This is a genomic window from Glutamicibacter sp. (genome assembly GCF_050701915.1).
GTDB lineage: Bacteria > Actinomycetota > Actinomycetes > Actinomycetales > Micrococcaceae > Glutamicibacter.
Map to the genome: position 1 here is coordinate 25514 of NZ_JBOGEG010000035.1, position 13443 is coordinate 38956.

At 61.1% G+C, this 13443-nt stretch carries 9 protein-coding genes and 2 riboswitches; of the genes, 3 read left to right on the top strand and 6 right to left on the bottom strand.

Features of this window, described 5'->3' with window-relative positions; translation table 11 throughout:
* Positions 1–15 precede the first annotated feature (15 nt).
* Positions 16–2196 (bottom strand): catalase/peroxidase HPI, encoded by a 2181-nt coding sequence (katG, locus tag ACRDT3_RS15950; protein ID WP_431493915.1) that lies wholly within the window; start codon positions 2194–2196, stop codon positions 16–18.
* A gap of 102 nt (positions 2197–2298) precedes the next feature.
* Positions 2299–2727: a Fur family transcriptional regulator gene (locus ACRDT3_RS15955; RefSeq protein ID WP_431493916.1), complete on the bottom strand. Its 429-nt coding sequence runs from the start codon at positions 2725–2727 to the stop codon at positions 2299–2301.
* Between the two features lie 664 nt (positions 2728–3391).
* Between ACRDT3_RS15955 and ACRDT3_RS15960 the strand changes: the two genes are divergently transcribed.
* Positions 3392–5263 (top strand): BCCT family transporter, encoded by a 1872-nt coding sequence (locus tag ACRDT3_RS15960; protein WP_431493917.1) that lies wholly within the window; start codon positions 3392–3394, stop codon positions 5261–5263.
* Positions 5264–5343: 80 nt separating this feature from the next.
* On the opposite strand, the gene acs is transcribed toward ACRDT3_RS15960, so the two are convergent.
* The 4 genes from acs to ACRDT3_RS15980 all read right to left on the bottom strand — a co-directional run bounded on the left by acs (position 5344) and on the right by ACRDT3_RS15980 (position 10129).
* Positions 5344–7305, bottom strand: a complete 1962-nt coding sequence (acs, locus tag ACRDT3_RS15965) for an acetate--CoA ligase (RefSeq protein ID WP_431493918.1) — start codon at positions 7303–7305, stop codon at positions 5344–5346.
* Between the two features lie 61 nt (positions 7306–7366).
* Entirely contained in the window at positions 7367–8194 is an 828-nt protein-coding gene (locus ACRDT3_RS15970; protein WP_431493919.1) for an ABC transporter permease, read from the bottom strand.
* Between the two features lie 6 nt (positions 8195–8200).
* Positions 8201–9223 (bottom strand): aliphatic sulfonate ABC transporter substrate-binding protein, encoded by a 1023-nt coding sequence (locus ACRDT3_RS15975; RefSeq protein WP_431493920.1) that lies wholly within the window; start codon positions 9221–9223, stop codon positions 8201–8203.
* An 84-nt stretch (positions 9224–9307) separates the two neighbouring features.
* Positions 9308–10129, bottom strand: coding sequence for an ABC transporter ATP-binding protein (locus tag ACRDT3_RS15980; protein ID WP_431493921.1), 822 nt, complete (start codon positions 10127–10129; stop codon positions 9308–9310).
* 5 nt (positions 10130–10134) lie between these two features.
* Positions 10135–10237, bottom strand: a riboswitch (SAM riboswitch).
* Between the two features lie 267 nt (positions 10238–10504).
* A riboswitch (SAM riboswitch) is annotated at positions 10505–10596 on the top strand.
* 15 nt (positions 10597–10611) lie between these two features.
* Between ACRDT3_RS15980 and ACRDT3_RS15985 the strand changes: the two genes are divergently transcribed.
* Both ACRDT3_RS15985 and ACRDT3_RS15990 read left to right on the top strand, forming a co-directional pair.
* Positions 10612–11943, top strand: coding sequence for an acyl-CoA dehydrogenase family protein (locus ACRDT3_RS15985; RefSeq protein WP_431493922.1), 1332 nt, complete (start codon positions 10612–10614; stop codon positions 11941–11943).
* 57 nt (positions 11944–12000) lie between these two features.
* Positions 12001–13404, top strand: coding sequence for an LLM class flavin-dependent oxidoreductase (locus ACRDT3_RS15990; protein ID WP_431493923.1), 1404 nt, complete (start codon positions 12001–12003; stop codon positions 13402–13404).
* The last annotated feature ends 39 nt before the right edge of the window (positions 13405–13443 follow it).

A 13443-nucleotide genomic window follows, 5' to 3' on the forward strand; every position in this document is an offset into this window, starting at 1 on the left:
GCAGCCTAGCAGCGGCTACTTGCGGTGCAGTTCGAAGCGGTCCGCGTCCATGACCTTGGCCCATGCCTTGGCGAAGTCCTTGGTGAACTTCTCCTTGGCATCGTCCGAAGCATAGACCTCAGCGACAGCGCGCAGTTCCGAGTTGGCACCGAAGACCAGGTCCACGCGGGAACCGACCCAGCGGCCGTCCTTCGAGTGGTAGGTCTGCTGGTCCTCGGAAGCGGTCCACGCAATGCCTGGCTCCAACAGGTTCGCGAAGAAGTCGTTGGTCAGCGCGCCCGGGGTCTCGGTGAAGACACCCAGGTTCGAGCCATCCCAGTTGTTGCCCAATACGCGCAGGCCACCAACCAGTACGGTCAGTTCCGGTGCGGACAGGCCCAGCAGGTTCGCCTTGTCGATCAGCAGGTACTCGCTTGGCATCTTGATGAAGCCCGAGTCGTAGTTGCGCAGGCCATCGGAGACTGGCTCCAGCCATGCGAACTGCTCAACGTCGGTCTGCTCCTGGGTCGCGTCAACGCGGCCTGGGGTGAAAGGAACCTCGACGTGCTGGCCAGCGGCTGCTGCCGCAAGCTCGACGCCTACGTTGCCGGCCAGGACCACAACGTCAGCGAAGGAAGCCTTGATGCCGGAGGTAGCGTTGAAGGTGTCAACGATTTCTTCCAGCTTGGCGATGACCGGCTTGAGCTGCTCTGGCTGGTTCACGGTCCAGGAGACCTGTGGCTCCAGGCGGATGCGGCCGCCGTTGGCGCCACCGCGCTTATCCGAGCTGCGGAACGAAGCCGCTGCCTTCCAAGCGGTGGAGACCAGCTGCTGCACGGTCAGTCCCGAGTCCTTGACCAGTTCCTTGAGTGCCGCGATTTCCTGGGCACCCAGGGTGACCTCTGGTGCTGCTGGCAGTGGATCCTGCCATGCCAGGTCCTCAGCTGGAATTTCTGGGCCGAAGTAGCGGGACTTCGGGCCCATGTCGCGGTGGGTCAGCTTGAACCAAGCGCGGGCGTAGGCATCGGCGAACTCTTCAGGGTTTTCCTTGAAGTTCTTCGAGATCGGGCCGTAGATCGGATCGAAGCGCAGTGCCAGGTCGCTGGTGAGCATGCGTGGTTCGCGTGCTTCCAGGGTGTCGTGCGCGGCCTGGACCAGGCCGGAACCGCCACCGTTGACTGGACGCCACTGCTTGGCGCCAGCGGCCGATTCGAACAGTTCCCAATCGTAAGCGAACAGGATGTGGAAGAACTCGTTGTCCCAGCGGGTCGGGTGGTAGGTCCAGGTGACTTCCAGGCCCGACGCGGTGTTGTTCTCCGCGTTGCCCTCGCCGTACCCGTTCTTCCAGCCCAGGCCCTGCTCCTCCAGCGGAGCAGCTTCCGGATCAGCGCCGATGCGGTCGACGTTGTTCGCGCCGTGGGTCTTGCCGAAGGTGTGGCCACCGGCAATCAGTGCGACGGTCTCGTAGTCGTTCATGCCCATGCGGCGGAAGGTCTCGCGCACGTCGACTGCCGAAGCCAGTGGATCCGGATTGCCATCCGGGCCCTCTGGGTTAACGTAGATCAGGCCCATCTGCACTGCTGCCAGCGGAGCTTCCAGATCGCGTTCGCCGGAGTAGCGCTCGTTGTCCAGCCAGACCTTTTCCGGGCCCCAGTAGACGTCGTCATCCGCTTCCCATACGTCCTTGCGGCCGCCGGCGAAACCGAAGGTCTTCAGGCCCATGTGCTCCATGGCCACGTTGCCGGCCAGGATCATGAGGTCAGCCCACGAGATGGACTGGCCGTACTTCTTCTTGACTGGCCACAGCAGGCGGCGGGCCTTGTCCAGGCCTACGTTATCCGGCCATGCGTTCAGCGGAGCGAAGCGCTGCTGGCCTGCGCCGCCACCGCCGCGGCCGTCGTGCGAACGGTAGGTGCCAGCCGAGTGCCAAGCCATGCGGATGTACAGCGGACCGTAGTGGTTGAAGTCAGCTGGCCACCAGTCCTGGCGGGTGGTCATGTTCTCGATCAGGTCGGCCTTCAGGGCCTCCATGTCCAGTGCGTTGAATGCCTCGATGTAGTCGAAGTCCTCATCCAACGGGTTCGATACCTGCTGGTTCTTAGCAAGGATCTTCAGGTTCAGCTTGTTTGGCCACCATTCGGTGTTGGCGTTGCCCTGGGTCGGGTGAATTCGCCCCGCGCCAACTACTGGGCACTGACCTGCGGTCGTCTCAGACATGTGCTCTTCCTTCCGGATTGTTTAGGGTTTGTGTGGTTCGTATCCGCCGCGCAAGTACGTGCCCTGCGTGATGGCAAATCTAGGGGTTTACTTAGACAGCAACTATGCGTTCACAGCCTGGCATTCCGGGCAAGTGCCCCAGTAGATCACTTCGGCTTCATCAATGCTGAAGCCGTGGTCATTGGACGCATGCAGGCACGGGGCGCCGCCGACAGCGCAGTCGACGTCCGCCAGCTTTCCGCACTGGCGGCACACCACATGGTGGTGATTGTCGCCAACGCGGGCTTCGTAGCGGGCAGTATGGCCCTGTGGCTGTATTTGCCGAATGACTCCCAGCTTCGTGAAGAGCTTGAGCGAATCGTAGACAGCTTGGTGCGACACATTGGGGTGATCTTCACGGACGGCCGAAATGATGGTTTCGGTATCCGCATGAGGGTGCGTCGCGACGGCGGACAGTACCGCAACGCGCGGTTGCGTGACCCGCATCGATGCCGCCTTCAGCACCTGCTCGATCCCTGCCTGTGATGTCATATACCCAGCATGCCTGCTTATTTTGAATCAGTCAAGATAAGTTCCAATGTATTTCAGGTTAAAAGTTGGTGAGCGTCGATTGGCGCGATGAACCAATGATTCAGTAGTAGATATTCCCTATCCGGCATGTTTTCGGATGAGGGATTCCTAGGGGGCAAAATCGCGAAATCCCAGAAATTCCAGACGAGAAAAGAAAGCGAATTAGGGGACGAATTCGACTTCGGGATGGCTCGGCCCAATTCTCGATTTCATGGGCGAAGAGGCTGGAAATCCGCACGGCGCGAGGAAGGTCACATGGGCAGTCGTGCCAGCGTGATCATCATGATCCCGGGGCAACAGCGCTCCGGAAATGGCTAGAAATCAAGGATCTGATTTGACCCTTGGTGAGAAGTCGACCATGCTGGAAAAGGCCCATTTTGGAGTTTATCGTGTCAAATTGGTGCTAAATCGGGTCAACCCGGAGGAATAATTCGCGGGATATTAGCGGAGAATAGCTGCTTCTTTCAGTCTGCTCCAACCCTAGATTTAGGCGCAACGGACCGACACCCGAAAAGCAATTCGCAATCAATCACACTGCATGGCAATCGTTTACTCGAGAGACGAATGCTCGGCAGATTCCGCCTGGATGTTCTCCGCGGGGTCTGCCCAGTGAAGGAAGAACGCAATGAAGCAGACGGATCAATCAATCGTAGACCTCGTCGAGGAACTGCATTCAGTTCGTCACAGACGACCTAAGAAGTACTCACTTTCCGGTACGGATTACTGGGTATTCGGAATCGCCGGCGTTCTTGCGCTGGCGTTTATTATTTGGGGATTCGCTACCCCTGAAGGCCTGGGCAAGGTCTCTAGCGCGGCCCTTGACTGGGTTATCACCAACACCGGTTGGCTCTTCGTCATCGCGGCCGCGGTATTCGCAGTCTTCGCCATCGTCGTAGCCGCCAAGAACTTTGGGCGCATTCCGCTGGGCAAGGACGGCGAGACGCCAAAGTTCTCCACGGTTTCGTGGATCTCGATGATGTTCGCCACCGGCATGGGCATCGGCTTGGTCTTCTACGGCGTAGGCGAACCGCTCTACTTCTACATGTCGCCTCCTCCGGGAACTGTGGAAGGCTCCACCAGTGACGCCTTGAGCACCGCTATGGGTACCACTCTCTTCCACTGGACACTATTCCCATGGGCTATGTACGCCATTGTCGGCTTGGGCATGGCCTACGGCAGCTTCCGGCTGGGACGCCCTCAGCTGTTCTCCGCCATGTTCAGCTCGATCTTCGGCGACCGCGCCATCCACGGTTGGGGCGGGCGCACCATCAATATCCTGGCCATCCTCGCTACCCTCTTCGGCTCGGCTTGTTCCCTGGGCCTTGGGGCCTTGCAGATCGGCGGCGGCATCCAGGCCACCGGGATGATGGAGAAGGTCGGCTCCGGTGTACTGGTTGTCATCATTGCCGTCCTGACCGCATTGTTTGTCGCTTCTGCTGTTTCCGGCATCGAGCGCGGTATCCAATGGCTGTCCAACACCAACATGGTATTGGCGCTGATCCTCGCGTTGATCGTTTTCATTGGCGGCCCAACCCTGTTCATTCTGAACGTCATTCCCAATGCCGTTGGCGCTTTCATTGGCGATTTGCCCGAGATGGCTTCGCGTACGGCTGCTGGCGATGGCGCAATGTCTGATTGGCTGTCCTCGTGGACTGTCTTCTACTGGGCTTGGTGGATCTCTTGGAGCCCATTCGTTGGCCTGTTCATCGCCCGCATTTCCCGCGGACGCACTATTCGCCAGTTCGTTACCGGCGTGCTGCTGGTTCCATCGAGCGTCACCCTGATTTGGTTCGCTATCTTTGGCGGCGGCGCAATCGGCATTCAGGAGCGTGCTGAACGCGCCGGGGAAACCGGGGAAAAGCTGGCCAATATCGTCGATGGCGCACCAGACATCAACTTCGATTTGATCCTCTTCGACATGCTTGGCCGCCTGCCGCTGTCCGGCTGGATGGCTACCATACTGATGATCGTCACCGTGCTGCTGATTGCGATCTTCTTCGTGACCGGCGCAGACTCGGCCTCGATCGTGATGGGTGCGCTCAGCGAGCGCGGTGCTGAAGAGCCATCGAAGAAGGCCGTGATCTTCTGGGGCGTGGCAACCGGTGCTGTTGCCGCGGTGATGCTGCTGGCTGGCGGCGATCATCCGGCGGCGGCGTTGAACGGACTGAAGAACATCACTATTGTTTCGGCGCTGCCGTTCGTTATCGTGATGCTGCTGCTCTGCGTGGCGTTGTGGAAGGACCTGAGCAAGGATCCGCTGGTGCTTCGCGGCAAGGTGGCTCGCGAGGTTCTGGAACAGTCCGTGGGCCAGGCGGTTGACCGCCATGAAGGCGGGCAGTTCAGCTTGATGACCACCGAAATTCCCTTGGTTAGTGCCGAGGGCAGGGCCTCCGAAGTGAAGATCTTCGCCACCGAGGCCACCGCTGATCCGGTGAATGGCGACGAGGAAATTGCGGCCGACGGCGAGAGCCAGAAGCCAGCGACCCAAGGCGCCTAACTGGCAAACAAGTGAAGCTTCTTCCCGAGTCCGGGAAGAAGCTTCACTTGCTTTAAGCCCAAAGGGCTTGGGCAGATCGATTAGCCGCGCGCGCGGCAGATCGCGTTGATCTCCGGGATGCACGGCTCATTCTGCAGGCTCGTCGTGTCGCCGAGCGTGGTGCCCTCGAACAGCTGGGTCAGCAGTCGGCGCATGATCTTGCCCGAACGGGTCTTGGGCACATCCGGAACCAGGACGATCTCACGCGGCTTGGCAATCGGGCCAATCTGGACCGCGACGGTATCACGGAGTTCAGCGATGAACTCGGCCTGCCGGGCAACGAGCTGCTCATCAGGCGACTGGGCAACCAGGGTCTTGTCCAGCGGCACCACGAAGGCGGTTGCAGCGTGTCCGGTCTTGGAATCCGAGGTGGGGCAGACACCGGCTTCCACCACGCCAGGGTTGGTGACCAGTGCCGACTCAATCTCAATGGTGGAGAGCCGGTGACCTGAAATATTGATCACGTCATCGGTGCGGCCCAGGATGTAGATGTCGCCGTCCTCATCGAAGCGGGCACCGTCACCGGCCAGGAACCAGCCCTGCTCTACGTATTGTTCCCAGTAGCTGGTGTAGTAGCGCGTTGGGTTGCCCCATACGGTACGGGCCATTGACGGGCCAGTGCGCGTAATGACAATATTTCCCTGCTGGTTGGCCGGCATGCTGTGCCCATTGGCATCGACAATGTCCACTGAGATGCCCGGCAGGGCACGCGCGGCGCAGCCCGGCTTGAAGTGCTCATCGGTTGGCAATGGGGAAAGAACGGTTGCTCCGGACTCGGACTGCCACCAGGTGTCAACCATTGGCAGGCCTGCCGCGGTGTCACGGCCGATCTGCTGGCGGAACCATTTCCATGCCTCGGGATTGACGGCTTCACCCACGGTGCCGCCGATCTTCACCGAGGACAGGTCGTATTGTGCGGGGATGCCGTCAGGGAACCAGCCCATCAGCGAGCGGACCAAGGTGGGCGCGGTGTAGTAGCTGGTGACCTTGTAGCGTTCAATGACCTCGAAGTGGCGGCCCGGGTGCGGGGCATTGGGGACGCCCTCGTAGATCACCTGGGTGACGCCATTGGCCAGCGGTCCATAGATCTCGTAGGTATGCGCGGTGACCCAGGCGAGGTCGGCTGTGCACCAGTGCACGTCCTTGGCGCGCTGGGACTCGTCCGGGTTGGCGAACAGCAGGTTGTAGCTGGCGGCCGCCTGCGTCAGGTAGCCGCCGGTGGTGTGCACCAAGCCCTTGGGCTGGCCGGTAGTACCGGAGGTGTACATGATGAACAGCGGCGTTTCCGCCTCGAATGCCTGCGCCTGGTGCTCGGTGGACTGGGTATCAACCACCTCATGCCACCAGATGTCCCGGCCCTCGGTCCACGGGATGTCGTCTCCGGTACGGCGGATCACCAGGACCTTTTCGATTTCGTTCTCGCCGGCAACAGCGGCATCGGCGTTGCCCTTGACCGGGACCGAAGCGCCGCGGCGGAACTGTCCGTCGGTGGTGACCAGGACCTTGGCCTTGGTGTCCTCCACGCGGAACTTCAGCGCTTCGGCGGAGAATCCGCCGAAGACCAGCGAGTGGATGGCGCCGATGCGGGCGCAAGCCAAGGTGATGACTATGGTTTCAATGAGCACCGGCAGGTAAATGACCACGCGGTCGCCCTTCACCACCCCCAGGGATTCCAGGGCGTTGGCTGCCTGGGAGACCCGCTCCTGCAGATTCTTGTAGGTGACCGCAATGCGGTCCCCGGGTTCGCCTTCAAAATGCAGCGCGACCTTCTCGCCGCGTCCGGCGGCTACGTGGCGGTCGGCGCAGTTCACCGCTGCGTTCAGCTTGCCGCCGAGGTACCAGGAAATTTCCGGTCCGCGCTGGGCATCCGGATCAGCCTGAATGATGCGGCTGGTAGTGTGCCACGGGGTGTCCCAATCCAAAAGGTGTGCCGCTTCGTCCCAGAATTCCTGGCGTGCCGCTTCTGAAACAGGAGCTGAGGTTGTTGCCAATTCGGTGGTCATTGCAAACTTTCTTTGGTTAAGGAAGGGATAGCGTTGTCGGTAGATGCTGGTTGGTCCGGGTCTAGGTCCAGCGCTTGATGGCCCAGCGTTCTGCTATCGACAGCAGCGCATCGGTGATCTTTCCGAAGACCGCCAGCAGCACGATGGTCATGATCAGCCGGTCCAGGCGGCCGTTGTTCTGCGAATCGGTGAGCAGGAAGCCCAAGCCCATCGATGCTCCGAGCAGTTCTGCCGCGACCAGGAAGAGCCACGCCTGGGCTAATGCCAAGCGCAGGCCGGAGAAGATCGAAGGGACCACTGCGGGCAGCTGGACTGTGCGCAGCAGCTTCAAACCCTTCAGCCCGAAGGAGCGGGCGGCTTCGACCAGGTGGGCATCGACATGGCGCAATGCCAGGGCGACGGTGGTGAAGACCGGGAAGAACGCGCCAATGATCACGAGCGTGACCTTGGAATCTTCACCCATTTTCATCCAGAGCACCAGCAGTGGAACCCAAGCCAGCGAAGGGACCGCACGCAGCGCGCTGATGCTCAGTCCGAGAAATGCATCTGCCAATTTGGACAGGCCGACAAGGGCGCCCAGCGCCAGACCCAGCAGGGAACCGAAGACGAAGCCGAGCAGAACACGCTGGGTGGAAATGCCGATGTGCTTTCCAAGATCGCCATCCTGGAGGAGCTCAAAGGCCGCGGCAACTACCGAGCCCGGAGTCGGCAGTGTCCACGGAGCAACGATTCCGGTAACCGTGACGAATTGCCACACCGCCAGGGTGGCCAGCGGCAAGATTAGCGACAGCAGCCATTTGGGTGCCCGCAGGATCGTTGCGGCGATGCCGGCCTTGCGCTTGGCAGGCGTTGGATTTTCGCGGGTATAAGCCAAGTTCGTGAAGCCCATGGCTGGCTACTCTCCGGAAATCTTCGTTGCATCGGCCTTGAGGGCAAACTGGTCATCGACGAGGGTTGCCAGTGCTTCATCAACGGATTCCTGCTTGGAGACATCGCCGCTGGCTACCAGGGTGGGGGCAATCTTGCCAAGCACGCCAGTGAATTTGGCATCGGGAACTGCCGGAACATCCAGATTGGAACGTTCCTCGATCACGGTCTTGGCAACTTCTGGTTCGAGCCCCGCAACGTCGGCCAGGATTTCTGCGGTTTCCCCAGGATTTTCAGCCGCCCAGCCGCGAGCCTTCTCATAGGCATCGACCACGAGCTGGGCCAGTTCGGGGCTCTGCTCGATGAAGTCTTCGCGAGCGTTCAGTGCACCGTAGGTGTTGAAGTCCAAGTTCCGGTAAACCAGCTTGGCGCCGTCTTCTTCGGCGGCGGCCATGATTGGATCCAGGCCGCTCCAGGCATCGACCGAACCGTTGACCAGTGCGGTGCGGCCATCGGCATGCTGGAGGTTCTGCAGCTTGATGTCATCTTCGCTCAGACCCGCGGAGTCCAGAGCCTGGAGCAGGAAGAAGTATGGATCGGTGCCCTTGGTGGCGGCCACGGTTTTGCCAGCCAGATCTTCAACGGACTCGATCTTCGAACCCTTGTCCACTACCAGGGCGGCCCATTCCGGCTGCGAGTACAGGGCGACGGTCTTGATCGGTGCATCGTTCGAACGGTTCAGCAGCGCTGCGGAGCCAGCTGTGGATCCGACATCGATCGCTCCTGCGCGAAGAGCCTCATTGGCCTTGTTGGAACCTGCGGACTGGATCCACTCGACATCAACGCCCTGTTCCTTGGCGGCCGCATCCAGCCATCCCTTTTCCTTGAGCACCAGGCTCAGCGGGTTGTACGTGGCAAAGTCGATCGACAGGGTCTGATCACCGGAGGCGGCCGTAGCGTTTTCGCCAGCGCAGCCGGTCAGGGCAACCGCGCCAACGAGCAAGGCGGCGGTGGACAGTGCAGTGCGGCGGGTGAAGCGGTGCAAGAGCATGGAAGATCCTAGAATTGTGCGTGCAAGCGGATGGGTAATTGGGCAAAGGCAATGGATCACTGAGGACCCAAGGCGTTCCCTAGATCAATGGTTGGTCGGGTCGACGCCGAGCAGGCGCAGCAGGTGCTGGCGATCTGCAACGAACTTCTCGTCGGTATGCCGGCGTGGATGCCCAGCGGGAATGGCCAGATCTTCGATGACGCCCGCTGCGCCGTTCTCAGCGCTTCGTCCCAGAACGATCACGCGGTCAGCCAAGGTCAAGGCCTCGTCCACATCATGGGTCACCATGAGTACCGTGGTGGGGAACGATGCGTGAATCGAGAGCAGCAGGTCCTGCATCTTCAAGCGGGTCAGGGCATCGAGCGCGCCGAAGGGCTCATCGAGAAGCAATACACCCGGGCGGCGGGCCAGTGCGCGAGCCAGCGAAACACGCTGGGCCATGCCTCCGGAGATCTCGCGCGGGCGCAGGCTGGCTGCATGGCTTAGCCCGGTCAGTTCGATCAATTCATCGATCAGCGCGTCACCGGAGCGCTTATCGGTTCCCGGCGCCAGGCCCAGTGAAATGTTCTGGCGAACCGAACGCCATGGCAGCAGCCGGGGCTCCTGGAAAGCAACGGCGCATAGCTCGTTGATGCCGTTGACCTCGCTGGCGCCGGTGCGGATGGCACCGGTAGAGGGGTGGTCCAAGCCCGAGACTGAACGCAGCAGCGTGGATTTTCCGCAGCCGCTGGCTCCAAGAATTGCCACAACTTGGCCCGCTGGAATTCGCAGGTTGATATCGGCTAGGACGGTGCGGCTTTCCTTCTTGGTGGTGAAGGTCCGGGACACGTTGCTGAACTGCACGTCCAGGGCACTTGAAGCTGAGGCGGCTGAAGCTGCCTCGGGCGCTGCAATGGTAAGAGCCATGTTCATCTCCATCGGTCCTGGCGGTAGCACCGGCCTGCGGAGCAAGAGCTCCGAAGGTGGTTGCTGCGGCGTCAAAGAGCCAGATCTCTCGGCCGCTCGGGATGGTTACTCATCTATTACAACGAGTCGAACGATTTGAACGCAAATCTCGCGTAATATGAAAAAATCTTCGACAACTACGTCACATTGCCCAGAAATTTCGTTATTTATTTTATTGAAGGTCGGTTTGGTCGACATTAGGCAAAACTTTGCAACTCATCTTCGGCAGGACGGGGGGTAGGCTGTGAAATTTGAGGATGGGCCCTTCGGGTTCTGAGGCGAAATGTGACTTCGTGGCTTGGAAACACCGGAATATTACCGTTACAAATGAATCACGACCCATCCAGAGCGGCTGAGAGATCTGGCTCCACGACGCCGCAGCAACCACCCGAAGAGCGGGACGGTGCTACCGCCAGGACCGATGGAAAGAATTGAGAACCCTGATGCCTATTGGTGAATCGCACAATGCCCTCGGGCTGGACTTCAATCAGCTCAGTGACCCTTCGCAGGTCACCGCGCTGGACCTGGACAAGTTTGAAGAACAGCTGCCGACTAGGCAATTGCTGAAAATCACCCCCGGACCAAGCGCGGACGAGCAGTACGACCGGCTGGCCGAAATCTTCCGCCCCGTTTTTGCGCAGATCGCCGCGACCGCCAAGGACCGCGACCTTAACCGCGTGCTTCCATTCGAGCAGGTAGGCCTGCTGAATCGCGAGCGTTTCGGCGCGCTGCGCCTTTCCGTTGCCGACGGGGGCTATGGTGCACGGCTGGTGGATGTCTTCCGCTTGCTCATCGAGCTTTCCGAGGCGGACTCCCACGTAGGCCAGCTGTGGCGCGCGCATATCGCATTCGTTGAGAACGTCTTGGCGCTGGATGACGAAGAACTGCGCAAGAAGTGGGTCGCTCGCATCGCTGCCGGGCAGATTATCGGCAACGCCTACACCGAACGCGGCGGCAACGCCCTGGGCACCTTGAACACCAAGGCCAGCGTCTTGGATGGACGCTGGGTGATCGACGGCGAAAAGTACTACTGCACCGGCACCATTTTCGCCGACTGGACCACCGTTGCAGTGGCCCACCCGGAGCTCGCCGGCCGCCAGATCGCTGTGGTCTCCACCCAGCGCAGCGGCGTCAAGATCCTCGACGACTGGGATGGATTCGGCCAAGGGCTCACCGGAACCGGTACCACCGAATTCCACCAGGTCCCGGTGGATTGCTTCATGCCGCAGCAGACCAATGACTCCGAAGCGGCGATCTTCCAGCTGGTGCTCATGGCCGTGCAGGCCGGCATCGCCCGCGCCGCACTGAACGACCTGCGCAGCGCGGTGCAGGCGCGCACGCGCATCTTCACCACCGGAACTGGGGTGCCGGTATACCAGGAACCCCAGGTCCTCCAGCTGGTGGGCGAAGTTTCCGCGGAGTCCTTCGCGGCCGATTCCGTGGTGATCGGCGCAGTCCTTGAAGTTGAAGCCGCCTTGGGCGATCCGGGACTGAACGACGAGGAACGCTACGCAGTATGCGAGCTGGCCGCCAACCGCGCGCAAACCGTGGTGCAGCCACTGGTCATCGGCGTGACCAGCAAGCTCTTCGACGCACTGGGCGCCTCTTCCACCAGAAGCGGCTGCAACCTGGACCGGCACTGGCGCAATGCGCGCACCATCGCCACGCATAACCCGGCGATCTACAAGGCGCGCATCGTCGGGGACTACGAGATCAATGGGGTCCAGCCGCAACGGCTGTCCGTCACCGGCGAAGACTCGACCCAGCGGGCCTGAGGGCCTGCGACGCAAACCAGCAACTTTTCACGATTACCGACCTATGGGGGCAAAGCCATGAGCGAGAACAAGCGCGAAATCCTATTCAACGCATTCGACATGAACTGCGTGGTGCACCAGTCGCCGGGCCTGTGGCGCCATCCTCAGGACAAGGCCTCGACCTACAACACCCTGGGCTACTGGACGCACCTGGCCAAGGTGCTGGAAAAGGGAAAGTTCGACGGCCTGTTCCTCGCCGACGTGCTGGGTACCTACGACGTGTACAAGGGCACCAACGTCACCCCGCTGGGCTCCGGCGCCCAGGCGCCGGTCAACGACCCGATGATGCTGGTGTCCGCCATGGCCGCGGTGACCGAGAACCTCGGCTTCGGCGTCACCGCGGGTACCGCCTATGAGCACCCGTACGCTTTCGCCCGCCGCTTGGCCACCCTGGATCACCTGACCAACGGCCGCGTGGGCTGGAATGTCGTCACCGGCTACCTTCCCTCGGCCGCCCGCAATATGGGCCAGGAAGACCAGATGGAGCACGACGAGCGCTACAACCACGCCGATGAGTACCTCGAGGTGGTCTACAAGCTGCTCGAGGGCTCGTGGGAAGAGGACGCGGTGCAGAACAACAAGGAGACCGGCGTCTACACCGACCCGGCCAAGGTGCACCCGATTGAGCACGAAGGCAAGTACTTCAAGGTTCCGGGCATCGCCATCACCGAGCCGTCCACCCAGCGCACCCCGGTGATCTACCAGGCCGGCGCCTCCAAGCGCGGCACCGAATTCGCCGCGACGAATGCCGAAGCGATCTTCGTGAATTGCCCTACCCGCGACCTGCTCAAGGAAGCGGTCGCCAAGATCCGTGACGCTGCCGAGGCCGCTGGGCGTGGCCGTTACGACATCAAGGTCTTCGCCATGCAGACCATCATCACCGCCGAAACCACCGAACTTGCCCAGGCAAAGTTCGAGGACTACAGCTCCTACGTGGATATCGAGGGGTCGCTGGCACTGCTTTCGGGTTGGACGGGCATCGACATGTCCGTCTACGGACCAGACGATGTCATTGGCGACGATGTGAAGTCCAACGCCATCCAGTCCTCGGTGGAAACCTTCAAGAAGGCCAGCGGCGATACCGGAAAGCCATGGACCATCCGCCAATTGGCCGAGTGGATCGGCGTGGGCGGATTCGGCCCGGTCTCCGTCGGTTCGGGTGCCGAGGTAGCCGAGAAGCTCATCGACTGGGTGGACTACACCGACGTGGATGGCTTCAACCTCGCCTATGCTGTCACTCCAGGGACCTTCGAGGACGTCGTCGAGTACGTGGTTCCGGAGCTGCAGGCGCGCGGGGTCTACAAGACCGAATACACCGCGGGTTCGCTGCGCCACAAGCTGTTCGGCGCCGGGGACCGCGTGAAGGATACCCACCGCGCAGCCCAGTACAAGATCTCCAACCGGATGGCGGCCCAGGCTTAGGCGCATAGCCTGGTAGCTCAGCAGACGGCGGCCCCCGGC

What these genes read in the sequence shown, in the direction of transcription:
- katG (WP_431493915.1), bottom strand. Translation starts at nt 2,196, where the DNA reads ATGTCTGAGACGACCGCAGGTCAGTGCCCAGTAGTTGGCGCGGGGCGA.
- ACRDT3_RS15955 (WP_431493916.1), bottom strand. Translation starts at nt 2,727, where the DNA reads ATGACATCACAGGCAGGGATCGAGCAGGTGCTGAAGGCGGCATCGATG.
- ACRDT3_RS15960 (WP_431493917.1), top strand. Translation starts at nt 3,392, where the DNA reads ATGAAGCAGACGGATCAATCAATCGTAGACCTCGTCGAGGAACTGCAT.
- acs (WP_431493918.1), bottom strand. Translation starts at nt 7,305, where the DNA reads ATGACCACCGAATTGGCAACAACCTCAGCTCCTGTTTCAGAAGCGGCA.
- ACRDT3_RS15970 (WP_431493919.1), bottom strand. Translation starts at nt 8,194, where the DNA reads ATGGGCTTCACGAACTTGGCTTATACCCGCGAAAATCCAACGCCTGCC.
- ACRDT3_RS15975 (WP_431493920.1), bottom strand. Translation starts at nt 9,223, where the DNA reads ATGCTCTTGCACCGCTTCACCCGCCGCACTGCACTGTCCACCGCCGCC.
- ACRDT3_RS15980 (WP_431493921.1), bottom strand. Translation starts at nt 10,129, where the DNA reads ATGGCTCTTACCATTGCAGCGCCCGAGGCAGCTTCAGCCGCCTCAGCT.
- ACRDT3_RS15985 (WP_431493922.1), top strand. Translation starts at nt 10,612, where the DNA reads ATGCCTATTGGTGAATCGCACAATGCCCTCGGGCTGGACTTCAATCAG.
- ACRDT3_RS15990 (WP_431493923.1), top strand. Translation starts at nt 12,001, where the DNA reads ATGAGCGAGAACAAGCGCGAAATCCTATTCAACGCATTCGACATGAAC.